The organism is Rhodococcus wratislaviensis, from assembly GCF_900455735.1.
In the GTDB taxonomy this organism is placed as follows: domain Bacteria; phylum Actinomycetota; class Actinomycetes; order Mycobacteriales; family Mycobacteriaceae; genus Rhodococcus_F; species Rhodococcus_F wratislaviensis.
Genome location: NZ_UAUI01000015.1, coordinates 33,736 through 58,079, shown reverse-complemented (window position 1 = coordinate 58,079; position 24,344 = coordinate 33,736). Strand labels below are relative to the sequence as shown.

The window sequence follows — 24,344 nt, the reverse complement described above, 5'->3', positions numbered from 1 at the left end:
GTGGTCGTCACGGCCACCGGGGCGCATGCCCGAGACCAACCAGGGCCGCACGGCCCGAGCCATTTCAGTGGTAGGAGGTGACGGCATGACTTCGAATCTTGATCGGTCGCAGAACACGGGATCAACCTCGTCTGCGCAATCCGATGCCGAGTCACCTGCAGCGAACCCGGCTTCCGGTAACAACCGTGGAGCACAGGGATTCGCCGTTCCGGCGTCCGCATCGCGCCGGGTACGAGCGCGACTCGCCCGGCGCATCACGGGTCAGCGGAACACGACCATCCGGCCGGTTCTCGAACCCCTCGTCAGCCTGCATCGCGAGCTCTATCCCAAGGCGGACCTGGCGCTGCTGCAGCGCGCCTACGACGTCGCGGAGGAGCGGCACGCGAGCCAGCGCCGCAAGTCGGGCGACCCGTACATCACGCATCCGCTCGCCGTCGCCAGTATCCTCGCCGAACTGGGGATGGACACGACCACGCTCGTGGCGGCCCTGCTCCACGACACCGTCGAAGACACCGGGTACTCCCTCGAGCAGCTGACCGACGAGTTCGGCGAGGAGGTCGCCCATCTCGTCGACGGCGTCACCAAACTCGACAAGGTGGTGCTCGGCAACGCCGCCGAGGGCGAGACCATCCGCAAGATGATCATCGCGATGGCCCGCGATCCCCGCGTCCTGGTGATCAAGGTGGCCGACCGGCTCCACAACATGCGGACCATGCGGTTCCTGCCGCCCGAGAAGCAGGCCCGCAAGGCCCGCGAAACCCTCGAGGTGATCGCGCCCCTGGCCCACCGGCTGGGCATGGCGACCGTGAAGTGGGAACTCGAGGACCTGTCCTTCGCGATCCTGCATCCCAAGAAGTACGACGAGATCGTGCGGCTCGTCGCCGACCGGGCGCCGTCCCGCGACACCTACCTCGCGAAGGTCCGTGCGGAGATCAACGCGACACTGACGGCGTCGCGCATCAACGCCGTCGTCGAGGGCAGGCCGAAGCACTACTGGTCGATCTACCAGAAGATGATCGTCAAGGGCCGCGACTTCGACGACATCCACGACCTGGTCGGCGTGCGGATCCTGTGCGACGAGGTCCGCGACTGCTACGCGGCCGTCGGTGTCGTCCACTCGCTGTGGCAGCCGATGGCGGGTCGGTTCAAGGACTACATCGCGCAGCCGCGCTACGGCGTCTACCAGTCGCTGCACACCACGGTGGTCGGGCCGGAGGGCAAACCCCTCGAGGTGCAGATCCGCACCCACGACATGCACCGGACCGCCGAGTTCGGTATCGCCGCGCACTGGCGGTACAAGGAGACCAAGGGCAGGCACTCCGGTGACGTCGCCGAGGTCGACGACATGGCCTGGATGCGTCAGCTCCTCGACTGGCAGCGTGAGGCGGCCGACCCGGGGGAGTTCCTCGAGTCGCTCCGCTACGACCTCGCGGTCAAGGAGATCTTCGTCTTCACACCCAAGGGCGACGTGGTGACGCTGCCCGCCGGGTCGACGCCCGTCGACTTCGCGTACGCGGTGCACACGGAGGTCGGGCACCGGTGTATCGGCGCCCGGGTCAACGGCAGGCTGGTGGCGCTCGAACGCAAGCTCGAGAACGGCGAGGTGGTGGAGGTCTTCACCTCCAAGGCCGTCAACGCCGGCCCGAGCCGCGACTGGCAGACGTTCGTCGTCTCCCCGCGCGCCAAGACGAAGATCCGGCAATGGTTCGCCAAGGAGCGCCGTGAGGAGGCGCTCGAGGCGGGCAAGGACGCCATCGCGAAGGAGGTGCGGCGGGTCGGTCTGCCGCTGCAGCGTCTGATGAACGCCGAATCGATGGCGTCCATCGCGCACGAACTGCACTACACCGACGTGTCGATGCTGTACACGGCCGTCGGTGAGAGCCACGTGTCGGCGCAGCACGTCGTCCAGCGTCTGGTGGCCCATCTGGGTGGTGTCGGCGACGTGGAGGAGGAGCTCGCCGAGCGGTCGACTCCGTCCACGATGCCGATGCGGCCGCGGAGCACCGGCGACGCGGGTGTGCTGGTTCCCGGTGCGGAGGGCACGGTCGCGAAGCTGGCCAAGTGCTGCACACCCGTTCCCGGCGACGAGATCATGGGCTTCGTGACCCGGGGCGGCGCGGTCAGCGTCCACCGCACCGACTGCACCAACGCGGGCTCACTGCAGGAGCAGTCCGAGCGCATCATCGAGGTCAAGTGGGCGCCGTCGCCGTCGTCGGTGTTCCTGGTGGCCATCCAGATCGAGGCACTCGATCGGCACCGGCTGCTGTCGGACGTGACGAAGGCACTCGCGGACGAGAAGGTCAACATCCTGTCGGCGTCGGTGACGACGTCCGGCGACCGGGTGGCGATCAGCAAGTTCACGTTCGAGATGGGCGACCCGAAGCATCTCGGGCACGTGCTGAACGTGGTCCGCAACGTCGAGGGCGTGTACGACGTGTACCGGGTGACGTCCGCCGCGTAGCAACGACGAACGGGACGGTGGTTCGATCAGATCGAACCACCGTCCCGTTCGTGTAGCCGGGGAGGGTTCAGCCGACCTTCGCGGTCTCGATCTGTACCGGGGTGTTGGGCTTGCCGCCGCCCGCGGCCATGGATCCGTCGTCGCCGTCCGCCGCGATCTTCTCGACCGTCGCGAGGCCCTCCTCGGAGATCGAACCGAACACGGTGTAGTTCGGCGGGAGCACCGAGTCGGCGTAGACGAGGAAGAACTGGCTGCCGTTACTGCCGGGGGTCCCGCTGTTCGCCATCGCGACGGTGCCGCGCGGGTAGACCACCGGATTCGCGAGTGCCGGATCGTTCGGCGCGAACGCGGTCTCCGGGTACTCGGTGGCGAAGCCGTAGCCCGGTCCGCCGGTGCCCTTCCCACTGGGGTCGCCGCACTGCAGGACCTGCAGTCCCAGCTCCGTCGTCAGCCGGTGGCAGGGTGTGTCGTCGAAGTAGCCCTGCTGGGCCAGGCTCGTGAAGCTGTTGACCGTGCACGGGGCCTCGGCGCGGTCGAGGACGAGGCCGATCGGTCCGGCGCTCGTCTGGAGATCGACGGGAACCGTGCCCTCGGTGGAGACACCGGTGGTGGGCGGCGGGGTGACGTCCTTGGCGGCGGGCTGCCCTTCCGGGTACGCGCAGTCCACGGTGGCAGCCGCGGGCGGCGGGACAGCAGGCAGCGTGCCGAACTTGGACAGATCGAGCGACTGTTCCGCCGCGCTCGTGGACGCCGCCTTCGAGGTGCTGGTCGACGAGCCGCCGGAGTCGGACGACTCCGAACAGCCGGCGAGGAGGACCGCGAGGCTCACGCCTGCGACGAGGATCGAGGTGCGTTTCATCGGTCCATCCTCACACGAGACCTAGTCCATCCGGACGGACGTGATGTCGATGGGCAGGTTGGGCTTGCCGCCGCCAGCCTGCATCGATCCGTCGTCACCGGCCGCCGCCACCTTCTCGATGGTCGCCAGACCCGTCTCGTCGACCTTCCCGAACGCGGTGTACTGCGGGGGCAGCTGCGAGTCGGCGTAGACGAGGAAGAACTGGCTGCCGTTGCTGTCGGGCTGACCGCTGTTGGCCATCGCGATGGTGCCGCGCGGGTACGTCACCGGCACCTGCAGGGACGGATCCGATGCCTCGTACTGGTCGGTGGGGAATTCGTTGGCGAACCCGTAACCGGGGCCGCCGGTGCCTGCGCCCGTGGGATCACCGCACTGCAGGACCTTCAGTCCCTCGGACGTGACGAGCCGGTGGCACGGCGTGTTGTCGAAGTAGTTCTGGCTTGCCAGGCTCAGGAAGTTGTTGACGGTGCACGGGGAGTCGGCGTTGTCCAGGATCAGGCCGATGTTGCCCTGCGTCGTCTGCATGCTGACGCTGACTTCCTGGAGGGTGGTGTCGATGTCGTCGGTGCGCGGCGGGTTCACCTGCTTCGCGGGCGGCTGAGTGCCGGGGGTGTACGTGCACGACACCTTCTCGGGCAGCGGTTCGGACCGGCCCGCGGGCATCACGCCGGGCGACTGCGGCGACGCCGACACCGACTCGGCCGCCGACGCTTCCGTCGTGTCGTCGTCGCCGCTGGTGAGGGCGAAGACGACGGCGCCCGCCGCCACCACGAGCACGACACCGAGCACCGAACCGGCGATCGTCAGCTGTTTACGCTTGCGTGCTCTGTCGGCGCGGCGTTCGAGCTGACGCTCGAGCTTTCGTTTGGCTGCTTCCCGGCGCTGCTCGTTGCTCGGCACTGCGGTGGTCCTCCCGTATCGGTCTGTCTGGCAGTCGGTCGATATAGCAGTTGGTCGGTGCGCACTACCCCCGGCACACGACCTCCAGAGTCTGCCATCCGAACCTGAGAACATCCTGGCGGGGCGGCGGCTTAGGCTGTAGCGACTGCAATGTCCACTCGAACAGGAGCCTCACAGGTGCTCGTCACAGGATTCCCGGCCGGGATGTTCCAGACCAACTGCTACATCCTCGCGCAGGACGATGCCCAGGAATGCGTCGTCGTCGACCCAGGACAGGACGCCGCCGAACCGCTGTTCGAATTCCTGGACCAGTCGAATCTCACGCCGACCGCGGTGCTCCTGACGCACGGTCACCTCGACCACGTCTGGAACGCCTACGACGTCTGCGAAAAGTTCGGGATCCCCGCGTACATCCATCCCGAGGACCGGTACATGCTGTCGGACCCCGGCCGCGGCATCGGCCCGACGATGAAGCCGTTCATCGAGGGCATGACGTTCGTCGAGCCCGGCGAGGTGATCGCGCTGGCCGACGGCGACGTGATCGAGCAGGCCGGGATGTCGTTCGCCGTCGACCACACCCCGGGGCACACGCAGGGGTCCGTGGTCTTCCGGACCCGGGTCGACACCGAGAACGGTCCCGTCGAGATCGCCCTCACCGGTGACACCCTGTTCCAGGGGTCGATCGGTCGCAGCGACCTGCCCGGTGGCAACCACGAACAGTTGCTGCGGTCCATTGCCGACAAGCTTCTGATCCTCGCCGACGACACGGCGGTCCTCCCCGGGCACGGCGGGTCGAGCACCGTCGGTGCCGAACGTGGGTCGAACCCGTTTCTCGTTGGACTCTCGGGATCGAAATAAGGAAAAGTAACGACAGTGAGCAAAGCCAGCACCTTCTCCGCCCCCAAGGGCGTCCCCGATTACGTCCCGCCGCAGTCGTCCGAGTTCGTCGCGGTCCGTGACGGACTCACGCGCGCTGCGCGACTGGCCGGATACGGCCACATCGAACTTCCCATCTTCGAGGACACCGGGCTGTTCGCCCGCGGCGTCGGCGAGTCCACCGACGTCGTCAGCAAGGAGATGTACACGTTCGCCGACCGCGGTGACCGTTCGGTGACCCTGCGGCCCGAGGGCACGGCGGGCGTCATGCGCGCTGTCATCGAACACGGCCTGGACCGCGGCCAGTTGCCGGTGAAGCTGAGCTACGCCGGACCGTTCTTCCGCTACGAGCGTCCGCAGGCCGGTCGTTACCGCCAGCTGCAGCAGGTCGGGGTCGAGGCCATCGGCGTCGACGACCCCGCCCTCGATGCCGAGGTCATCGCCGTCGCCGACGCCGGGTTCCGCGGCCTGGGTCTCGACGGGTTCCGGTTGGAGATCACGTCCCTCGGTGACGACACGTGCCGGCCGCAGTACCGGGAGCGGTTGCAGGAGTTCCTGTTCGCCCTTCCTCTCGACGAGGAGACGCGTCGCCGGGCGGAGATCAACCCGCTGCGTGTTCTCGACGACAAGCGTAAGGAGGTGCGCGAGATGACGGCGGACGCACCGCTCATGCTCGATCACCTCTCGGACACGGCGAAGGCGCACTTCGACGAGGTGCTCGCACACCTCGACGCGCTGGGTGTGCCGTACGTGGTGAACCCGCGGATGGTCCGCGGCCTCGACTACTACACGAAGACGACGTTCGAATTCGTCCATGACGGTCTCGGCGCGCAGTCGGGTATCGGCGGCGGCGGACGGTACGACGGTCTGATGGCGCAGCTCGGCGGGCAGCCGTTGTCCGGCATCGGTTTCGGGCTGGGCGTCGACCGGACCGTCCTGGCGCTCGCTGCCGAGGGCAAGACCGCGGGCTCGACCGCCCGCTGTGAGGTCTTCGGTGTTCCGTTGGGCGAGGAGGCGAAGGCGAAGCTGGTGGTGATCGCTCAGCAACTGCGCGCCCAGGGGATTCGAGTCGATCTCGCCTACGGCAACCGCGGGGTGAAGGGCGCGATGAAGGCCGCCGATCGATCCGGCGCCGCGCTGGCGCTCGTGCTCGGCGACCGCGACATCGCCGACGGGACGGTGGGAATCAAGAATCTCGCCACCGGAGATCAGGAATCGGTCTCCTCGGCGGATGTCGTCGCACGCGTCGGAGCCATCCTTGGCGCGTGACGACACCGCGCCGGTGTCACTCGACCTCGTTCCGATCGAGTTGATCGCACCGCGGCTCAAGCGGGTCGCGGCGATCGCCGTGCTGATCGGTGTGGTGGTCGGCGTCATCGTCGGGTTCTTCGGGCCCGTGTGGGTCGGGGTGACGGTGGGGGCCGTGATCGCGGTCCCCACCGCCGCGTCCGCTCTCCTCACGTTGCGGCGTCGCGTCACATTGCAGACCGGGCGAATCCGGTCGACGGGGGGACTGCGTAGCCGGCACGTCGACGTCACGAGGGCGGTCGCGGCGGAGCTGGTGGTCCGTTCGGCTCGGGTGAGCGAGGTGAGCGTCCGGATCACGGATCCCGACGGGAGCCTGGCGATTCCGCTCGCCCTGTACACGACCGACGGGGGTCGTGAACTCGAGATCCTCGGGCTCCGCAGGCTGGCCGACGCGCTGACGACGAGCGAGTTGGTTCCGGCAGCCGCGATCGCGTCGGTGCTCATCGAGCAGCTCCGTGCGGAAGCGCGCGGCGCGGCCCTTCCCGAACGCCCCCTGTTCCGGGCCGTGGAACTGGTGCGTTCGGAAGGCCGCGTGCCCACCACCACCCTCACCGATCACGAGGTGGCAGCGCTACTCGACTGAGCGATCAGCTCGGGTCGCCGAACGCAGCCTCGTCGAGGTCCTCGCCGCCGATCACGGCGGGCGCGACCATCGGAAGGTCGCCGACGAACGCGTTGTTCTCTCCGGCGTTGACGAGGTAGCTCGGTGAGGACCGGCCGCTCAGCTGTTCGTCGCCCCCGCGCCCGGCGCCCGCCATCCCGGCGCCGCCCATCGCGCCCATCCCGCCCATGGCTCCGCCGGGTGCGAGGGGTGACGAGGCGGTGGCCGGAGTGGCGCCGGGTGTCGGAGTGGTCCCCGGCGGCGCCGGCGGCGCAACCGGTCCCGTGACCGTTCCACGGGGCACGGAACCGCTACCCGCGGATACGCTTCCGCCGCCGTACATGCCGATGCCCGCGCCGCCGGCCATACCCACTGCACCGGGAACGCCGCCCGCTGCCCCGTGTGCCGGGGTGACGGCTGATTTCGCCGACAGGGCGTCGGCGGGCAGGTCGGACGAGGAGACGCTCGCCGCCTGGGTGCCCGCCGACACGAGGTCGCCGACACTGTCGGTGACGGTGGAGATCATCGGTGCGCCCACGCCCTCGATCACGGTGGACGCGATGGCGAACGGTGACGTCGGTGCGGCCCCCGCCGCAGCTCCGGGCGCCGGGGGCGGCGGTACCGGGACCGGCGCGGCCAGACCGTTCATCGTGAGGGTCTGCTCGTTGAGTTCGGTGCGCGTCTGCGTCACGACCCCGATGGCCGCCTTCAGGTGCTCGGCCGCGGACGCGAGAAGCATCGCCTGCCCGGGCGGCGTCATCACCATCGGCGCGGCGGCGACCGCAGTGGCCGCGAACGACTCCGAAATCGTCATGAGGTTCGCGTTGCCCCGCGCCACGGACGCGGCGGCGGTCTGCGTGGTAGCCGAGATCTCCGTGCCGCGTTCGCTCAGTTCCGTGCCGCTCGACTGAGCCTGCAGGCCCTGCGCCTGCGCCGCCTGCGCTGCCTGGCTCTGCCAGATCTGGTCGAGCACCTTCAGCCCCGACAGGCTCATCGACATCGCCTGGTCGATCATGCCCGAGGACATGTCGAGCAGCGACGTCGGATCGACCGAGCCGAACGTGCCGGTGCCGAAGCTCCCGGCGAGATCGGTGAGCGGCTTGAACAACTGGTCCACCCCCGGCAGTCCGGGCAGCCCGTGCCCCTGCAGCAGCGCCTCCACCGGGTTCGGCGGCAGCGGCGGAAGGGCCGGTAGTGGCGGCAGGTCACCGAGCGGCGCATCGAGGAACGGACCGAGCGGAGAGTTCTGCAGGGCCTCGAGCGGAGTGCTCGGCAGTGGCGTGGCGAGGGCGTCGCCGACGGGCGTTCCCTGGATCAGGTCGAGGATCGATCCGCGCTCCACAGGACTTCCGGTGGTTTCGGGAGACGTCATGCGAGGCCTCCGATTCCGTCACCGGCCGCATCGAGCGCAGCGCCGTTGGCGCCGTCGACGGAGTCGTAGGAATCGGCGGTGGCATGGGCCGCGATCGCGGTCTGCGCGTAGTGAGACGCGAGTTCGGCGACCGATCTGGCGTGATTTGCCTGTGCGGCGGCGAAGGACGCGAGGAAGTCGGCGCCGATGGGACCGAACACGGGCGCGAGTGCCGCGAGATTCGCGCCGAGGTCGAGTGCGGCGGCGCCGCTGATCTGTTCGGCGGCCTGCGCAGCGGTGGCGCCGTAATTCCTGATGCCGTCCGTGACGACGAAGACATCGCTCAAGATAACCCCCCCAGTGATTAAGCGTTCGCCAGACTTTATCTCACGGGAACGACGTGCACGGCTAGAGGCGAAGGGGTGTTCCGCCCGCCGTCTCGGCGAGCAGTGCCCGCGACTTCACCCGGATTTCGTCCATCGGTTTCGTCCACCCGAGGGCTCGGAGGCAGGCATCGGCGAGGAGTTCGGCGGCGCCCTCGTTCTCGGGCCCGGGAAGCAGCCCGCGCTCGATGTCGGCACGGGTTGCGATGGCGCTCTCGACTATTCGGAACGGCAGGTCGGTCAGGGCGGGGGAGGTGTCGCCGGAATGTTCGGTGATCTCCGTGAGGGCCCGGTCCGCCAGCTGCCGGTAGTGCCGGCGCAGCAGGGTTCGCTGGGCGCGGAACGGCTCGAATCGCTCGGTCAGCAGTTCCGGAAGAAGATACAGCGCACCGAGATTCCATTTGGTTGCGGTGAGTTGCGTGACGTCGTAGGTGGCCAGCGCGTGCAGGCGCACCGTGGCGGGCGCGGCGGCGTCGGCGAGCCACCCCGCGGCGGCGAGCGCGGGGGACACCGTCTCCTCGAGGAGTGCCACCAGGATCTCCTCCTTGTTGGGGAAGTGATGGTAGAGCGATGCCTGCCGGATGCCGACCATCTCGGCGATCTGCCGGGTCGAGGTGGCTGCGAAACCCTTGGTGGTGAACAACTCTCCGGCGGCGTCGAGTATCTCCTCGGGAGTGGTCTGCCCTGGTCTGCGCTGACTGGTCAGTCGGGGTCGTCCCGGCCCTGTGGTCACCGCTCCATGATGTCAGGTCGCTCCCGGGATCGACGGTTCCCACCCGTCGTGAGGGTTTCGTCATGCTCCCGAAACGTAGGCAACGATGCTGTTACGGCCGGGCGCGATCTGGATACGCGGGCGTCACCCATCGAGGCCTTTCCGCGAGAAAACTATCGAGCGACAGATATTGCTCTCGCCGAAGGAGTAAGCCCTTGAGTACACCCACAAGGACTGCGCAAGTGCTGACCGCGCCGGCCGCACCTCCCCGCGCGTCCGGCGGAACCGGCGTCGACGACACGGGCGACCTCGGCGAATTCGGCTACGAGCAGCAACTTCACCGTTCCCTGGGTAAGTTCGCGTCCTTCGCCGCCGGCTTCTCGTTCGTCTCCATCCTCACCACCATCTTCCAGCTCTTCGGGCTCGGATTCGGATTCGCCGGACCCGCCTTCTTCTGGACGTGGCCGGTGGTGTTCGCCGGCCAGTTCATGGTGGCGCTCAACTTCGCCGAACTGGCCGCCCGTTACCCCATCTCGGGGGCGATCTACCAATGGTCACGCCGGATGGGCGGTGAGGTGGTGGGCTGGTTCGCCGGATGGTTCATGATCCTCGCGCAGATGGTGACGGCCTCCGCCGCGGCCATCGCCCTGCAGGTCGTGCTCCCCAACGTGTGGAGCGGATTCCAGATCATCGGTGACGACAGCACGTTGACGTCCGCGAGTGGCGCCGCCAACGCAGTGCTGTTGGGCTCCGTCCTCCTCGTGCTGACCACGTTCATCAACTGCATCGGCGTCAACTGGATGTCTAGGATCAACAACATCGGTGTGACCTGCGAGATCGTCGGGGTCATCGCGGTCATCGGGATGTTCCTCACCCACGCCCAGCGCGGACCGGACGTCGTGTTCGACACGGGCACGGCCGGTGCGTCACCCGGGTACGGGTGGGCGTGGATCGTGTCGGGTCTGATGGCGGCCTACGTGATGGTCGGATTCGGCTCCGCGGGCGAACTCGCCGAGGAGACGCGGAACCCGCGCCGGGTGGCGCCGCGCACGATCCGCCTCGCGCTGTCCGTGTCGGCGCTCGGCGGTGGGCTGATGATCATCGGCGCGCTGATGGCCGCGCCCAGCCTGACCGACGGGCGTCTCGCCGCCGAGGGCCTGCCGTACGTGCTCTCGTCGATCCTCAGCTCGCCCTGGGGCACCCTCCTCCTCGTCGACGTCGCGATCGCCGTGTTCGTCTGCACGCTCGCCATTCAGACGGCGGCGTCCAGGCTGGTGTTCTCGATGGCCCGCGACGGACGGCTGCCCGCCTCGCAGATTCTGTCGACCGTGAACACCCGCACCGGAACGCCCATCGCGCCGTCCGTCCTGATCGGCCTGGTCTGCATCGGCATCCTCGCGGTCAACGTCGGGAACTCCGCGATCTTCGCGACCCTGTCGAGCGTGTGCATCATCCTGATCTACCTCGCCTACCTGATGGTCACCGTGCCGCTCCTGCTGCGCCGGCTGAAGGGCTGGCCGCACGGTGGACCGCAGGTCGACGCGGACGGACGGAAGCTGTTCTCGCTCGGACGGATCGGGCTCCCCGTCAACATCCTGGCGGTCGGCTACGGCGCGCTGATGGTCGTCAACCTGTCCTGGCCGCGCGCCGAGATCTTCGACCCCAGCGGCGACTACCCCCTCCTGCGGTGGGCCGCCCCCGTCACCGTCGCCGCCGTGGTCGCGCTCGGAGTCGCGTGCTTCCCGCGCGGCCGCACGACCCCCAACCCCGTCACGATCGGAGCCTGACATGACCTCAGTGGACACCTCGACCACCAGTGCCGCGAAGGAACACGCGCGTGCCCAGTCGGGAGTGGTCACCGACTCGATGCCGGTGGTCCCGGCGTCGTCCTGGCCCACTCCACCGTCCGACGTAGATCCCGCGCAGCTCACATGGGCGGAGACGGTGCCCGGTGGCCGGTACACCACGAAGGTGCTGGGCCGTGGCACACGACTGCGACTGCGTGACCTCGACGGCCGGGCATGTGCCCACCTGCTGCTGTACCGGGCGGACGCGCCGTGGGAGCGGCTCAACGTCGCCGACACCGTGAAGGTGCCGTGGCAGGCGTACCTGGGGGAGGGACATCCGCTGCTCTCCGACCAGGGGCGCGTGCTCGCGACGCTCGTTTCGGACGGGTCCGGGCGACACGACGCCCTGTGCGGCACCACGTCGCTCGCCTCGAACACCGCGAAATACGGTGACGGCAGGCTGCATTCGGCGTCCCCGGCCGGGCGTGAACTCTTCACCGTGGCGGCGGCGAAGCACGGACTCGAGCGGCGCGACCTCCCGCCGTCGCTGTCGTTCTTCCACGGGGTGCGGGTGGGGGAGGACGGGTCGCTCGGCAGCATCGGATCCGCCGGCGCGGACACCGCGGTCGACCTCGTGATCGACCTCCCGGTGATCGTCCTGATCGCCAACACGGCGCACCCGCTCGATCCTTCGCCGACGTACGACACGACCGCGCTCGAAGTGCTCGCCTGGACCGGCGCCGATGTGGCCGAACCCGTCGACGCCGACCCGGAGTACCGCCGGGCCTTTCTCAACACCGAAGACGTCTGGGCTGCCACGCAGTTCCAGGGACGGGAGCAGGCATGACCACCACCATCGAGACCGCACCGCTGGTACCGGGAACGGTGATCCTGGACGAGGAAGTCGGCGCCCGCGGCCCCTGGTCTGCCGTCGTCGAGGCCGGTGACGTCCTGACCGTCGTCGATCTGTGCGGCAACCAGGCCGTGGACACCCTGATCTACGCGGCCGACGATCACCGGGCACGCTACTCGGCCGCCGCCACGGTGGCGGCGCAACGAAATCTGTTCCTGACCACGGGAAGTGTCCTCCGCACCGACGATCACGACGCGCTGATGACGCTCGTCGCGGACGAGGTCGGCTCCCACGACACAGTGGGCGGTGCCTGCTCGCAGGAGTCGAACACTCTGCGGTACGGCCACCACACCAAGCACCAGCACGCCTGCGTCGAGAACTTCCTCGCGGAAGGGTCCCGCTGGGGGATCGGCAAGCGCGACCTGGTGTCGAACATCAACTTCTTCATGAACGTTCCCGTCGACGCCGACGGCACGCTCGGAATCGTCGACGGCCTGTCCGCACCCGGCCGCCGCCTCGCACTCCGCGCGGAGCGCGACGTTCTGGTACTGGTGTCCAATTGCCCGCAGATCAACAACCCCTGCAACGGTTTCGACCCGACCCCGGTGCGGATGATCGTGACCCGGCCGACGGGAGTGCAGGCATGAGCGCCAAGATCACCGTGCACCGTCCCGGCATGCTCACCACGGTGCAGGACTACCCCGGGCGGACCGGGTACTGGCACGTCGGCGTGCCGCCGTCGGGGCCCATGGACGACCTGTCGTTCCGGCTCGGTAACACCGCACTCGGCAACGACGAGGGCGCCGCCGGAATCGAATGCGCCATGTCCGGTCCCGCACTGCAGTTCGACGAGGACACGGTGGTGTGTGTGACCGGCGCGCCCGCCCCGGTCACCGTCGACGGAGTGCTGCAGGCGCAGTGGCGGCCGGTACGGGTTCCTGCGGGCGGAGTACTGGACGTCGGCGCGGCGGCCGGACCCGGCCTCCGGATCTACGTACTCGTCCAGGGCGGGCTCGACGTCGACGACTTCCTCGGCAGCGCCTCGACGTTCACGCTCGGTAAGTTCGGCGGACATCAGGGCCGCACGCTGCGCCAGGGTGACGTTCTCGCGGTCGGCGAGCACACCGGCGCCCGCGCGGCCGCCGTTCCTGCCGAACACGTTCCGGCACTGTGCAGTCGCTGGGAGATCGCGGTCACCGAGGGCCCGCACGGCGCACCCGAGTTCTTCACCCGCGCCGACATCGACACGCTGTACCGGACCGACTACGAGGTGCACTTCAACTCGGACCGCACCGGGGTGCGGTTGATCGGACCCAAGCCCGACTGGGCGCGCACCGACGGCGGCGAGGCGGGACTGCATCCGTCCAACATTCACGACAACGCGTATTCGGTCGGCGCCCTGGACTTCACGGGGGACACCCCGATCCTCCTGGGCCCGGACGGACCGAGCCTCGGCGGGTTCGTGTGCCCCGTCACGGTCGTCGCGGCGGAACGCTGGAAGCTCGGACAACTTGCGCCCGGCGATGCGGTGCGCTTCGTGCCGATCAAGGCCGACCGGGCCGCGTCCACGCGTGCGCTGGGTCCCGCGCGGCGGGCGGCGCATCCGACCGTCTTCTCCACCACCGGTGACCGCGACGACGGCGTGATCGCCCGGCGCGACGGCGAGACCGCCGTGACGTACCGGCGCTCCGGTGACGACAACGTCCTGGTCGAATACGGCGACATGACCCTCGACCTCGCACTGCGGGCCCGCGCCCACGCGCTGCACCAGCGTCTCGAGGTCGAGAAGCCGGCCGGGCTGCTCGACCTGACACCGGGCATCCGATCGCTGCAGGTCCGCGTCGACCCCGACGTGCTGCCGATCCCGAAGCTCATGGGGCTGCTCGGCGAGGCGGAGGACGCGCTGCCCGCGGCGAACGAACTCGTGGTACCGAGCCGATCGGTGCGGATGCCGCTGTCGTGGGACGATCCCTCGACGCGTGAGGCGATCCAGCGCTACATGCACGGCGTCCGTTCCGACGCACCGTGGTGCCCGTGGAACATCGAGTTCATCCGCCGCATGAACGGACTCGGCAGCGTCGACGACGTCTTCGACACCGTCTTCGGAGCGGAGTACATGGTGCTCGGCCTCGGTGACGTCTACCTCGGCGCACCCGTCGCGACACCACTCGACCCGCGGCAACGGCTGGTGACCACGAAATACAACCCAGCCCGCACGTGGACGCCGGAGAACGCGGTCGGGATCGGCGGGGCGTACCTGTGCATCTACGGAATGGAGGGTCCGGGCGGCTACCAGTTCGTCGGCCGAACCACCCAGGTGTGGAACCATCGGCATCCCGAGAAGTCGGGACCGTTCGAGGACGGCACCCCCTGGCTGCTGCGCTTCTTCGACCGGATCTCCTGGTACCCCGTCGAACCGGACGAGCTGATGGACCTGCGATCCGACGTCGCGGCCGGTCGCGGCGGCGGTATCGAGATCACCGAGGGCACGTTCTCGCTCGCCGAGCACCAGCAGTTTCTCACTGCCAATGCCGAATCGATCGGTGACTTCCGAGCCGAACAGGCTGTCGCGTTCGCCGCCGAGCGGCAACGATGGTCTGCGGCAGGGGAGTTCGCGACGGTGGGCTGATCCGCGTTACGCGAGCATGTCGGTGAAGCTGTCCGGCCTGGGTGCGTCCGCGCGTTCCCTGGGCACGTAGTGCAATTCGACCACCCCGTTGCCGTACGACTCGGTGCCCACCAGTCGGAGGCCATGCTGGTCGGTTATCGCCGAGAACCAGGCAACACCGGGTGACACGACCGGATAGACGAAGAAATACAACTCGTCCACCAGCCCCAGTGCGAGGACCGATCGCGCGAGGGACGATCCGCCGGACAGGTGAATGTCCTTGCCCGGCTGTCTCTTCAGATCCTCGAGGTACGCTGCGAGCTCGCCGTCGGTGGCCACGACGACCTGTTCGGTGTTGGTCCATTCGGTCACCGGGTCGTCGCCGGAGCGGGAGAACACCAGCTTCCGGTAGGTGTTCATCCGTTCGGCCATGACCTGATTGGTTTCGGTTCCGGCGTGCTCGGACAGCGCGCGAGGCCAGTAGGCGGCCATCTCCTCGTAGGTAGTGCGCCCGACCAGCACCGTGTCGTAGCTCGAATAGATTCGATCGATCTCGCGGTACTGGTCGTCGACGACGTCGTGGACCCACGCTGCGGGGTCGTCGAGGCGGCCGTTGAGTGTCGTCATCATCTGCAGGACGATCTTGCGCATGTCCGGTCTCCTCCGTTATGCCTGTCGCTCAGCCAGTTCGGCGAGCTGCTCCGTGACGGTGCCCCAGCCGTCATAGAAGCCCATTTCTTCGTGGGTGTTGCGGTCGGCGTTGTTCTTGTGCATCACGTGGGCGACGTACTCCGTGCCCGTCGGATGGTCGTTCAACGTGATGATCGCGGTCATGAACGGCTGCTCGGCGGGTCGCCAGCCACCGACCAGCGAGTTGGTGAACACGATGCGCTCGAGTTCGTCGACGGCGAGGAAGCAGCCACTGATGTGTGGCACGAATTCGCCACCGCCCTCGCTGATCTGGGTGGTGAACGCCCCACCCGGGCGTAGTTCCATGTCGACGACCCGGCACCGGGACGGCGCGGGGACCCACCATTGCTCGAAGCTGGCGGGGTCGGTCCAGGCGCGCCACACGACCGGACGGGGTGCCCGGATGATGCGCGAAATCGTGAGGTCGAGATCGGGTCTCGCAGTGTCGGTCATTGCGGTGTGTCCTTTGCGTGTGTCGTGACCGTGTGTTCGGTGACGAATTGTTCGAGTCTGTCGGTGCGGCTCTCCCACAGTTCCTGTTGCTCCGCGAGCCACGACTCGACGGCCGTGAAGGGCGCCTTCTCGATCGCGCACGTCCGTACGCGGCCCTCCTTGTGTGTCCGGATCCATCCGCTGTCCTCGAGGAAGTGGATGTGCTTCATGAAGGAGGGCAGGGCCATGTCGAACGGTTTCGCCAGTTCGCTGACCGTCGCCGGACCCCGGCTCAGACGGCCCAGCACGGCCCGCCGCGTGGGGTCGGCGAGCGCTTGGAAGATGCCGTTCAGCCGCTCCGGATACTGAGCCATAAGGAAAAGTATCCACTGCAACAATGGTTAGCGCAAGGGCTAAGTGTGGCCCTGGCGGGTGGTGTCAGGCGAGCTTGCCGTGACCGGGGGTGAGCGGGACGTCCAGGGCGTCGTAGAGCCCCGGCGCGGCCGTCCGCAGCCACGGGATCGCGTTGACCAGGCGCCCCACCGCGGTGGCATTGCCGCCGGCCGCTCGGTTGCCGCCCTCGTCGGTGGCCTCCACGTTCACCTCGATGCGCGGCCTGCCTTCGATGATCACCTTGTGCGCGCCGTCCCCGCCGTCCGGCGGCACGGGCCAGTCCGGGGCGCACGACGGGTGGATCCGCGTGACGTGCTCGATGACGATCAGGGGCTCGCCGCCCACGATGCCCTGGACTTCGAAACGCAGCGCCCCCTGGGTACCGGCCTCGAACTCGCCCATCAGTTCGGTGGTGATCGTCTCGTCCAGCGGCCGGCGCAGCAGCGTCTCACGGATCCCGTCGAGCTCCACCCCGAGGGCGCGGGCGATGAGCCGAACCTGGCCACCCCACACCATCGTCGGCACCGTCGCCGCCACCATCGGCGGTTCGTAGTCCATCGGCTGGCCCATGCCGACGAGGTACCGCACGGAATCGTGCTGGTCGTACGTGGTGTAGTCGAAGATCTCCTGGCAACGGATCTGATCGATCGTGCCGGCCAGACCCGTCATCAGGATCGGCAGGATGTCGTTCCCCCATCCCGGATCGACGCCCGACACGAACAGGGCGCCGCCGCCGGACTTCGCGGCCGTCTCGATCGGGTCGCGCAACTCGGCCGGCGCGTTGCGCTGGTCGTAGAGCGCGTAGATCGACGGAGTCACGACGACGGCCCCCGCGGAGAGCGCGCGGATGATGTCCGCTGCCGCATCGTCCGGGCGAATCTCGCCCGACGCGGCGTAGACGACGGCGTCGGGGGACGTCGCGAGCACGGCATCGGCGTCGTCGGTTGCTGTCACTCCCAGTGCGTGGCCCGAGCGGGCGAGGTCGCCGGCATCGCGTCCGACCTTCTCCGGGTTCGCCACGACCACCGCCGTCAGCTCTAGGGCGGGGTGTGCATCGATCGCGCGGATCGCGGCCCGCCCCACATTCCCGGTGCCCCACACCACGGTCCGGATCTTCCGCTGGTCAGCCATGGAATCGGACCCTACCGAGTGTGGAGGTGGACAGTGGCTGAATCGGGCAACATCGTGGTACTCGGGCCACGCCGGCGGAGTGGCCCGCCCGTGCGAGGGTGCTTCGCACGGGCGGGCCATCCCCCGACACGCACCGGTCGGCGATGCGTCCTCGGGGTGCAGCACTGATCCCTCATAAGGGGGCGCATGTTGCCTGTCTGCGCGGGGTGTGCTGCCTGCGTGTCTGCGAGTGAAGTTGTGGGTCGGAAGCTGTGTCCGGCGGCCTCCTTGCTGTGGTTCGGCGTATCGGGTGGTCACAATTGTGGGTTGACCTGCGAGCTTTCACACCGGCCGTTCGGCGTGTGTGGGTACCTGTCTTTTCGGGTTGCGTGTGCACAACCACCGATGTGCGCGCGGGGCTCAGGGGCGGTGGCACGTCTTTCGCGCCGACACGTCCGTGTTCAGGTGGACAATGGGGAGATGCACCCGCACGGGACGCTGCCCGGCTCGGGAAAAGGTCTGAGCAGAGCCGAACTGCTGGCCGCGGTATCGCTGGCGATCGACCTCGGTCTGGGTCAACCGATGGAACACATGCTTCGGTCGTCCCTGATCGCGACACGAATCGCCGAGCGGATGGGACTCGACCCCCGACAGCGAGCGACCGTGTACTACGCCAATCTGGTCGGGTGGATCGGCTGTCACGCCGACTCCCACGAACTCTCGGCGCTCTTCGGCGACGACATTGCCTTCCGAGCCGACACCTACGCGGTGGACATGACCGGTCTGCCGTTTCTGCGGCTGATGATGAGTCATGTGGGACGTGGATCGCCGGGCTGGGAACGCGGCATCCGTGCCGCTGTCTTTCTGGTCGCGGCTCGCGGCCAGGTCGCCACGCTGATCCATTCGCATTGCAGTTCTGCGGGGGTTCTTTCCGATCGGATGGGCTTGGACGGTCAGGTCGGAAAGGCGCTGGCCTACGCCTTCGAGCGCTGGGACGGCCGCGGGTTGCCCAACGGCTGTCGCGGAGAGGGTATCCCGGTCGAGATCCACATCGCTCACGTGGCTGACGTCGTCGAGGTGCACCTGCGGACGGGTGGGCTCGAGCACGCGAAGGACGTTCTCCGTTCCCGGCGCGGCAGTCAGTTCAGCCCGGCCGTCGCGGACGTGTTCGAACGTGACGCGGCGGCGATCGTGGACGGGCTGCTGGACACAGACGTGTGGATCGCGGCGTTGGCCCAGGCGCCGGATCGTGACCGAACCCTCATGGCGGACGAAAGCGACGAGTTACTCGGGGCCATGGCCGATTTCGTCGATCTCAAATCTCCGTTCACCCTGGGGCATTCGCGTGGCGTCGCGAATCTGGTAGGCGGGGCGGCCCGACACCTGGGCATGTCGCCGTCGGACATCACGCAGCTCTACCGTGCCGGCCTCGTGCACAGCCTCGGCAAAATGGGGGTGTCCAACCAGATCTGGGAAAAGAAGGGGCCGCTCACGACGGCCGAATGGGAACGGGTACGGATGTATCCGGATCTGACCGGCCGGATACTGAACCGAGTCAACGGCTTGGAGTCGGTGGTATCCGTGGCGATGAAGCACCGGGAACGTATCGACGGGTCCGGCTTTCCCCGGGGCATCACGGGCGCGGAGTTGACCGCGAAGGACCGGCTGCTGGCCACGGCGGAGGCGTATCAGCGACTGCTCGAGCCGCGTCCGCAACGGCCGGCGCTCGATCGTCGCGGCGCTGCCGATCGGTTGCAAGTGGAGGCGCGTGCCGGACGCCTCGACGCCGAGTCGGTGGCGGCCGTGCTGGCGGCGGCCGGGCAGCGGGTGTCGCGGCGGACGCCCTGGCCGGCCGGGTTGACCGACCGCGAGGTCGAGATCCTGCGACTCGTCGCGCAGGGCCGGTCGAACCGAGAGATCGCCGCCGAACTGTTCATCGCCGAGAAGACGGCACGCAACCACGTCGAACGTGTCTACGCCAAGCTCGGGGTGAACAACCGCACGCAGGCCAGTCTCGCCGCGATCGATCGGGGCCTGGTGGGCTTCCCCGTCAGTGCGGTTGTGGGGAAGTGAGGCATCCGCCGTGTGGCGGGACCGGCTGTGCGGGGCCGTCATCGACGGGATGCGCCGGGCCGCGACCGCCGGTCCAGTACCCACACGGTGGCCAGCATGAGAGCGACCGCAAATGAGGCGAGCGCGATGAGACTGGCGCCGGTGCCTCCGCGGAAGGTGTCGCCGTAGGCGGCCATGGCCGGGAGGGTGGTGCTGTACCGGTCGAGATCCAGGTCGCGACCCAAGGCTTCGAATGCGTGGCGGTTGGACAGGCCGAGGCTCATCAGGCGTCCCGGGAGGGCCATCTCGTCAACCGGGACGATGGCTCCACCGAACAGAACCTGAGGGAAGCAGAGCATCGGCAGGGCGAGGGCGGCCTGCGCGGCGTTGGAGACCGCGGCCGAGGCGAGCAAGCCAAGGGCCAGTGCCGAGATCGCCTCGATGACGATCGTCACGAACAGGAAGGCGGACACGTCCCATCCGACGGCGGGGAGCCGACCGAGCGCCCGCAGCACACCGAGCAGCAGCGCGCTCACTCCAGCCAGCACCGGAAGCAGGGCTGTCACCTTGGATGCCACGTAGGCGCCGACGCTCAGCCCGGCCAGGCGCTCCTGCCGGAAGACGGCCATCTCCCCGACGATCTGGAGGAGGCCGTACGTAAGGCCGAAGAAGAAGCCTGCGAATGCGATCCAGAACACGATCTGGGCCGGGCCGAGGTCGGCTGCGCTACGCGGATCGAACGCGCCGCGCTGGAACAGCGTCGCCATCATCGCCGTGACCAGCACCGGTGAGCCGAGCAGGACCGCGAGGGTCAGCCGGTTGCGAAGAAGGACGTCAACATTGCGTCGCGTGAGTAGCCACCATTGCCGCACCGCGCCTGTGCGGTCGACGTCGGAACGGGTGGCCGGGATGGGCGGTTGAGCCGGGTCGGGCCGGGGTTCCGACTTTCCACCGATGCCCGCGAATCGCTCGGCCCAGATCTGAGGGGTGTGCTCACGAGCCAGCCGGTCGTACACCTCGGCGAGATCCTCCACATCGAAGTAGCGCCGAGCCTCGGTAGGGCTGCCGGTGAAGGCCAGGTGGCCGTCGCGGGCCAGGAATACCGCCCGGTCACATCGGTCGATGCCGGCCGGTTCATGCGTCGTGAGGACGACTGTCACCCCGCGCCGGCTGAGTCGGCGCAGCAGGCGCATCACGTCGGCTGCGGTCGAGGGGTCGAGCCCGGAGGTCGGTTCGTCGAGGAAGAACAGGTGTGGCCGGGTCAGCAGCTCCACGGCGATACTGGCCCGCTTGCGCTGGCCGCCGGACAGCGCACGGACCGGCACCTCCGCCCGATCAGCCAGGTCGAGGTCCTGCATGGTCTCCTCGACTATCCGGTTCGCTTCGGCTGCCGATGTGCCCGCGGGCAGCCGTAGTCGCGCCGCGTAGCGCAGTGTGCGGCGCAGGGGCATCTCGAGGTGGATGATGTCGTCCTGGGGCACGTAGCCGATCCGGGAATCGGCGCTGACTCGGGCACCGCGAACGACGCCGTCGTGCCGGACCACCCCGGCCGACGGTGGTTGCAGTCCTGCGAGGATCTCCAGCAATGTGCTCTTTCCCGCTCCACTGCCGCCGGCAATGGCGACCAACTCGCCGGGTTCGACCGACAGCGACAGCTCCTGGAGGATCTGACGCGCCCCGACGTGCCGGCTCACGTCGACCGCATCGACCCGCCCGACGGCCGGTGGTTCGAATGTCGATTCGGTCATGTCCGGTGATCTCGGTGATTCCTGAACTCTCTTTGTCATGCTCTGATCATCGGTCGGCCGGTTCCGGGGTCGCATGGGGCGTTTGCCTCAAATCGCTAGGTCCGTCCGGCTGACCTGGTGGTGACCAACCCCCGTGCAGTGTCCTGTCGCTGATGCCGGTGGAGTCGGCCGCAGGCTTCGCGACGAACGAGGCGCCCGAAAACCGATCCAAGTCGGAGCCGATAAGGCAAGCTTTGGACAGATCGATGTTGCAGGCATGGATTGGGGAGCGGGGTGGCACAGACATTGCGGGGGCGGCGAATCGTCGCCGTCGTGGCGATCTCGATGACGGGACTGGTGGGATGCGGTGAGTCGGCGGTTCAACCAGCCGTGCCCGACACGCAGCTCACCGAAACGATTCCGCCGGCGATGGAGCACGCCTCGATACCTGGGGCCATCGTCGGTGTCTGGCAGGACGGCGCCGAGCCCTACGTCCAGGCGTTCGGGGTGGGCGACACGGCCACCGGCGACCCCATGTCGCCCGACCTGTTCATGCGCATCGGCAGCTTGACCAAGACCTTCACGACCACCGCCGTGCTGCAACTGGTCGATCAGGGAAAGGTCGGCCTCGACGATCCGATCGACAGGTACGTGCCCGACGTCCCCAACGGGGACTTGATCACCATCCGCCAGTTGGCGGCCATGCGCAGTGGGCTTCCCGACTACTCGGAGGTGGTGATCCCGGCGCTCCCGAGTCAGCCGCAGCGCCAATGGACGCCCCAGGAACTGCTCGAGATCAGTTTCAGCCGTCCACCGCTGTTCGCACCGGGCACCGAGTTCGACTACTCCAACACCAATACCGCGCTCCTGGGCCTCGTGGTCGAAAAGGTCTCCGGCCAGCCGCTGAACGAATACATCGACGAGTCCATCACGCGACCCGAGAATCTCGGCCACACCTCGGTCCCGACCGATGCGGCCCTTCCGTCACCGCACGCACACGGATACACGAAAACAACTGACGGCGAGACGGTGGACGCGACCGACTGGAACCCGTCGTGGGGATTCGGTGCGGGAAACATGATTTCCACGCTCGACGACCTGAGTGTGTGGGTGCGCGACTTGGCGACTGGAACGTTGCTCTCGCCGGCTACTCAGCGCGAACGGGAGCAGTTTCAGCCGGCGCCGTCGGAAGGTACGGGTTCGCTGTACGGACTTGGAGTCGAGTACCAGAACGGCTGGATCGGCCACAACGGAAATATCGCGGGCTACCAGACCTACGCCTATTACCTTCCTTCCGAGGGCAAGACGGTGGTGATGCTGGTCAATACGAACGCCGACCCGCTGGGCGTGTGGAACTTCTTCAGTGAGATCGTGAAGATCATCAGCCCCGACCATCCCTGGCCGGCGCCTCCGTCGTAGAGGTCGTGTGAAAAGGCTTGCAGTCGAACGGGTTAGGTAGGTTTTCGTCTTCGGGGTCAGGCTCCGTGGCCAGTATGAATTTCCGATCCCGGGCGTGCCGCTTCCCTGGGTCGCCGTAATTCCGCCTGTCCGGCGGCGACGCTGCCCAGAACGAGGGAGGGGGACGATTGTGCTGGCACAGTAGGATGATGCGGTGCCCGTTCGATGGCTCCAAGCGTGGGCGCGGGTGTCTGCAGAACAGAGAGAAGTCTGCGATAGTTCATCGCTGGCTGCAGTCCGAACTCTGACCAGCGAGCACAGGGATCCATCGGCTGCGGGTTCTCTCGCACCGAGAGAACCCGCAGGCACCGCTGGTGCTGTAATACAGGAATCGCTGGTTCAGCTGACGCGGATGAGTTTCTTGTTCACGAACTCGTCGATCCCGTATTTGCCGAGTTCGCGACCGAAACCGGAGCGTTTGACGCCGCCGAACGGCAGTTCAACTCCTTCGGCGCCAACGGCATTGACGAATACCATGCCGGCCTCCAGTGAGTCGGCGACGCGGTAGGCCTGATCGGGGTCGGTGGTGAAGACGTAGGAGCCGAGACCGAACGGGGTGTCGTTGGCCAGCTCGACAGCCTCTTCCTCGGAGCGCACCTTGTAGACAGTCGCTACCGGCCCGAACAGTTCCTCCCGGTAGGTTCGTGAATCCCGTGACACGTTCGTCAGCACGGCCGGCGGGAAGAAGGCGCCCTTCCGTTCCCCCTCGGACACCAGTGTGGCGCCCTCGGCGATCGCCTGCTGGACCTGATCGGACAACCGGTCGGCGGCGGAGACCGACGACAGCGGTGCGAGTTCGTCTGCGGTGGCGAGCACCTCGGTGGTGAATCTGCCGACGAAGTCGTCGTAGAGGTCCTCGGCGATGATGAATCGCTTCGCCGCGTTGCAGGCCTGCCCCGTGTTCTCGAAACGACCTTCCACTGCCGCTTGTACGGTGGCGTCGAGGTCATCGGTACTGAGGACGATGAACGGATCGGAACCGCCGAGTTCCAGTACCACCTTCTTGAGATTGCGGCCGGCGATCTCGGCGACGGCTGCGCCTGCACGTTCGGATCCGGTCAATGACACGCCTTGGACCCGGGGGTCGGCGATCGCGTCGGCGATTTGGTCGTTGGTGGCGTAGACGTTGACGTAGGCGCCCTCCGGATATCCGGCGTCGGTGAAGATCTGGTGTAGCGCTGCCGCCGATTCCGGACACTGCGGTGCGTGTTTGAGCACAATGGTGTTGCCCAGTGCCAGATTTGGACCCGCGAACCGTGCGACCTGGTAGTAGGGATAGTTCCACGGCATGATGCCGATCAGCGCACCGATCGAGCTGCGGCGGATCAGCGCGGTACCCGTGCCGTCGACCAGGTCGATTGGCTCGTCGGCCAGGAACTTCTCGGCGTTGTCGGCGTAGTACTGGTAGATCGCAGCGCTGAAGTCGACTTCCCCCAACGACTGGTCCAGGGGCTTGCCCATCTCCCGCTGGATGATCGTGGCCAGTTCGTCGCGGCGTTCGGTGTGTAACTCGGCGACCTTCTTCAGTAGTCCGGCGCGCTCGACCACCGTCGAGTGTCGCGACCACTCACGGTGCGCCTTCTCCGCCGCGGACAACGCCGCCTGCATCTGGTCGTCGGTCGCGGTCGGGTATTCGCGCACCGTCTTTCCGGTGGCGGGGTCCACTACTGCGTACAGGCTCATACTCACGTCTCCTTGAAATGTCGGGCATCCCAGTATTGCTTGCGAGGAGCGCTGTGGGTTGGTTCTCAGGGTCGGTGTTCGAGTAAATATCTCAGGAGTC

General features: G+C 67.7%; 21 protein-coding genes. 10 read left to right on the top strand and 11 right to left on the bottom strand.

All coding sequences use genetic code 11. From position 1 onward, the window contains the following. The first annotated feature begins 85 nt into the window (after positions 1–85). Complete coding sequence (locus tag DTA22_RS20015) at positions 86–2,461, top strand: RelA/SpoT family protein (RefSeq protein WP_005241006.1); 2,376 nt, start codon at positions 86–88, stop codon at positions 2,459–2,461. A 67-nt stretch (positions 2,462–2,528) separates the two neighbouring features. On the opposite strand, the gene DTA22_RS20010 is transcribed toward DTA22_RS20015, so the two are convergent. Continuing rightward, positions 2,529–3,320: a peptidylprolyl isomerase gene (locus tag DTA22_RS20010; protein WP_037239940.1), complete on the bottom strand. Its 792-nt coding sequence runs from the start codon at positions 3,318–3,320 to the stop codon at positions 2,529–2,531. 21 nt (positions 3,321–3,341) lie between these two features. Beyond that, positions 3,342–4,220: a peptidylprolyl isomerase gene (locus DTA22_RS20005; protein ID WP_037239952.1), complete on the bottom strand. Its 879-nt coding sequence runs from the start codon at positions 4,218–4,220 to the stop codon at positions 3,342–3,344. A 177-nt stretch (positions 4,221–4,397) separates the two neighbouring features. Here DTA22_RS20005 and DTA22_RS20000 point away from each other — a divergent pair, with 177 nt between their 5' ends. From DTA22_RS20000 to DTA22_RS19990, 3 genes are read left to right on the top strand one after another with little or no spacing between them, the layout of a single operon-like run. After that, on the top strand, positions 4,398–5,078 hold the full coding sequence (locus DTA22_RS20000; protein ID WP_174233832.1) for an MBL fold metallo-hydrolase: 681 nt from the start codon (positions 4,398–4,400) through the stop codon (positions 5,076–5,078). Between the two features lie 15 nt (positions 5,079–5,093). Further along, on the top strand, positions 5,094–6,365 hold the full coding sequence (hisS, locus tag DTA22_RS19995) for a histidine--tRNA ligase (RefSeq protein ID WP_037239956.1): 1,272 nt from the start codon (positions 5,094–5,096) through the stop codon (positions 6,363–6,365). Then, positions 6,328–6,987, top strand: a complete 660-nt coding sequence (locus DTA22_RS19990; protein WP_052033580.1) for a hypothetical protein — start codon at positions 6,328–6,330, stop codon at positions 6,985–6,987. Before hisS ends, DTA22_RS19990 begins: the two co-directional genes overlap by 38 nt. A gap of 4 nt (positions 6,988–6,991) precedes the next feature. On the opposite strand, the gene DTA22_RS19985 is transcribed toward DTA22_RS19990, so the two are convergent. From DTA22_RS19985 to DTA22_RS19975, 3 genes are all read right to left on the bottom strand, one after another. After that, the gene (locus tag DTA22_RS19985; RefSeq protein WP_112300686.1) at positions 6,992–8,377 is read right to left on the bottom strand and encodes a hypothetical protein; all 1,386 of its coding nucleotides are present in this window, start codon (positions 8,375–8,377) and stop codon (positions 6,992–6,994) included. Next, complete coding sequence (locus DTA22_RS19980; RefSeq protein WP_112300685.1) at positions 8,374–8,703, bottom strand: type VII secretion target; 330 nt, start codon at positions 8,701–8,703, stop codon at positions 8,374–8,376. Before DTA22_RS19980 ends, DTA22_RS19985 begins: the two co-directional genes overlap by 4 nt. A gap of 61 nt (positions 8,704–8,764) precedes the next feature. Then, positions 8,765–9,472: a TetR/AcrR family transcriptional regulator gene (locus DTA22_RS19975; RefSeq protein WP_037239964.1), complete on the bottom strand. Its 708-nt coding sequence runs from the start codon at positions 9,470–9,472 to the stop codon at positions 8,765–8,767. A 221-nt stretch (positions 9,473–9,693) separates the two neighbouring features. Between DTA22_RS19975 and DTA22_RS19970 the strand changes: the two genes are divergently transcribed. Genes DTA22_RS19970 through DTA22_RS19955 form a run of 4 tightly spaced genes read left to right on the top strand, consistent with a single transcriptional unit; the run spans position 9,694 to position 14,720 of the window. Then, complete coding sequence (locus DTA22_RS19970; RefSeq protein ID WP_112300684.1) at positions 9,694–11,238, top strand: amino acid permease; 1,545 nt, start codon at positions 9,694–9,696, stop codon at positions 11,236–11,238. Position 11,239: 1 nt separating this feature from the next. Beyond that, on the top strand, positions 11,240–12,085 hold the full coding sequence (locus tag DTA22_RS19965) for an urea amidolyase associated protein UAAP1 (protein WP_112300683.1): 846 nt from the start codon (positions 11,240–11,242) through the stop codon (positions 12,083–12,085). After that, the gene (locus DTA22_RS19960) at positions 12,082–12,738 is read left to right on the top strand and encodes an urea amidolyase associated protein UAAP2 (RefSeq protein ID WP_112300682.1); all 657 of its coding nucleotides are present in this window, start codon (positions 12,082–12,084) and stop codon (positions 12,736–12,738) included. The genes DTA22_RS19965 and DTA22_RS19960 overlap by 4 nt, the downstream gene beginning before the upstream one ends. Next, a complete protein-coding gene (locus DTA22_RS19955; protein ID WP_112300681.1) occupies positions 12,735–14,720 on the top strand; it encodes a 5-oxoprolinase/urea amidolyase family protein in 1,986 nt (661 codons plus the stop codon). The genes DTA22_RS19960 and DTA22_RS19955 overlap by 4 nt, the downstream gene beginning before the upstream one ends. A 6-nt stretch (positions 14,721–14,726) precedes the next feature. On the opposite strand, the gene DTA22_RS19950 is transcribed toward DTA22_RS19955, so the two are convergent. The 4 genes from DTA22_RS19950 to DTA22_RS19935 all read right to left on the bottom strand — a co-directional run bounded on the left by DTA22_RS19950 (position 14,727) and on the right by DTA22_RS19935 (position 17,345). Continuing rightward, entirely contained in the window at positions 14,727–15,350 is a 624-nt protein-coding gene (locus DTA22_RS19950) for a dihydrofolate reductase family protein (protein WP_112300680.1), read from the bottom strand. A gap of 15 nt (positions 15,351–15,365) precedes the next feature. Beyond that, positions 15,366–15,842 (bottom strand): SRPBCC family protein, encoded by a 477-nt coding sequence (locus tag DTA22_RS19945; RefSeq protein ID WP_037239981.1) that lies wholly within the window; start codon positions 15,840–15,842, stop codon positions 15,366–15,368. Next, complete coding sequence (locus DTA22_RS19940; protein WP_037239983.1) at positions 15,839–16,195, bottom strand: ArsR/SmtB family transcription factor; 357 nt, start codon at positions 16,193–16,195, stop codon at positions 15,839–15,841. The genes DTA22_RS19945 and DTA22_RS19940 overlap by 4 nt, the downstream gene beginning before the upstream one ends. 64 nt (positions 16,196–16,259) lie before the next feature. After that, the gene (locus DTA22_RS19935) at positions 16,260–17,345 is read right to left on the bottom strand and encodes an NAD(P)H-dependent amine dehydrogenase family protein (RefSeq protein ID WP_112300679.1); all 1,086 of its coding nucleotides are present in this window, start codon (positions 17,343–17,345) and stop codon (positions 16,260–16,262) included. 459 nt (positions 17,346–17,804) lie between these two features. Here DTA22_RS19935 and DTA22_RS19930 point away from each other — a divergent pair, with 459 nt between their 5' ends. Continuing rightward, a complete protein-coding gene (locus tag DTA22_RS19930) occupies positions 17,805–19,397 on the top strand; it encodes an HD domain-containing phosphohydrolase (protein WP_112300678.1) in 1,593 nt (530 codons plus the stop codon). A 38-nt stretch (positions 19,398–19,435) separates the two neighbouring features. Here DTA22_RS19930 and DTA22_RS19925 read toward each other — a convergent pair whose 3' ends face one another. Further along, a complete protein-coding gene (locus DTA22_RS19925; RefSeq protein WP_174233831.1) occupies positions 19,436–21,124 on the bottom strand; it encodes an ABC transporter ATP-binding protein/permease in 1,689 nt (562 codons plus the stop codon). Positions 21,125–21,397: 273 nt separating this feature from the next. On the opposite strand from DTA22_RS19925, the gene DTA22_RS19920 reads away from it, so the two are divergent. After that, entirely contained in the window at positions 21,398–22,522 is a 1,125-nt protein-coding gene (locus tag DTA22_RS19920) for a serine hydrolase domain-containing protein (protein ID WP_112300676.1), read from the top strand. A 378-nt stretch (positions 22,523–22,900) separates the two neighbouring features. Here DTA22_RS19920 and DTA22_RS19915 read toward each other — a convergent pair whose 3' ends face one another. Beyond that, on the bottom strand, positions 22,901–24,244 hold the full coding sequence (locus tag DTA22_RS19915) for an NAD-dependent succinate-semialdehyde dehydrogenase (RefSeq protein WP_112300675.1): 1,344 nt from the start codon (positions 24,242–24,244) through the stop codon (positions 22,901–22,903). Between the last annotated feature and the right edge of the window lie 100 nt (positions 24,245–24,344).

What these genes read in the sequence shown, in the direction of transcription:
- DTA22_RS19930 (WP_112300678.1), top strand. Translation starts at nt 17,805, where the DNA reads ATGCACCCGCACGGGACGCTGCCCGGCTCGGGAAAAGGTCTGAGCAGA.
- DTA22_RS20010 (WP_037239940.1), bottom strand. Translation starts at nt 3,320, where the DNA reads ATGAAACGCACCTCGATCCTCGTCGCAGGCGTGAGCCTCGCGGTCCTC.
- DTA22_RS19960 (WP_112300682.1), top strand. Translation starts at nt 12,082, where the DNA reads ATGACCACCACCATCGAGACCGCACCGCTGGTACCGGGAACGGTGATC.
- DTA22_RS19985 (WP_112300686.1), bottom strand. Translation starts at nt 8,377, where the DNA reads ATGACGTCTCCCGAAACCACCGGAAGTCCTGTGGAGCGCGGATCGATC.
- DTA22_RS19940 (WP_037239983.1), bottom strand. Translation starts at nt 16,195, where the DNA reads ATGGCTCAGTATCCGGAGCGGCTGAACGGCATCTTCCAAGCGCTCGCC.
- DTA22_RS19935 (WP_112300679.1), bottom strand. Translation starts at nt 17,345, where the DNA reads ATGGCTGACCAGCGGAAGATCCGGACCGTGGTGTGGGGCACCGGGAAT.
- DTA22_RS19990 (WP_052033580.1), top strand. Translation starts at nt 6,328, where the DNA reads ATGTCGTCGCACGCGTCGGAGCCATCCTTGGCGCGTGACGACACCGCG.
- DTA22_RS19965 (WP_112300683.1), top strand. Translation starts at nt 11,240, where the DNA reads ATGACCTCAGTGGACACCTCGACCACCAGTGCCGCGAAGGAACACGCG.
- DTA22_RS19950 (WP_112300680.1), bottom strand. Translation starts at nt 15,350, where the DNA reads ATGCGCAAGATCGTCCTGCAGATGATGACGACACTCAACGGCCGCCTC.
- DTA22_RS19915 (WP_112300675.1), bottom strand. Translation starts at nt 24,244, where the DNA reads ATGAGCCTGTACGCAGTAGTGGACCCCGCCACCGGAAAGACGGTGCGC.
- DTA22_RS20015 (WP_005241006.1), top strand. Translation starts at nt 86, where the DNA reads ATGACTTCGAATCTTGATCGGTCGCAGAACACGGGATCAACCTCGTCT.
- DTA22_RS19955 (WP_112300681.1), top strand. Translation starts at nt 12,735, where the DNA reads ATGAGCGCCAAGATCACCGTGCACCGTCCCGGCATGCTCACCACGGTG.
- DTA22_RS19945 (WP_037239981.1), bottom strand. Translation starts at nt 15,842, where the DNA reads ATGACCGACACTGCGAGACCCGATCTCGACCTCACGATTTCGCGCATC.
- DTA22_RS19925 (WP_174233831.1), bottom strand. Translation starts at nt 21,124, where the DNA reads ATGACCGAATCGACATTCGAACCACCGGCCGTCGGGCGGGTCGATGCG.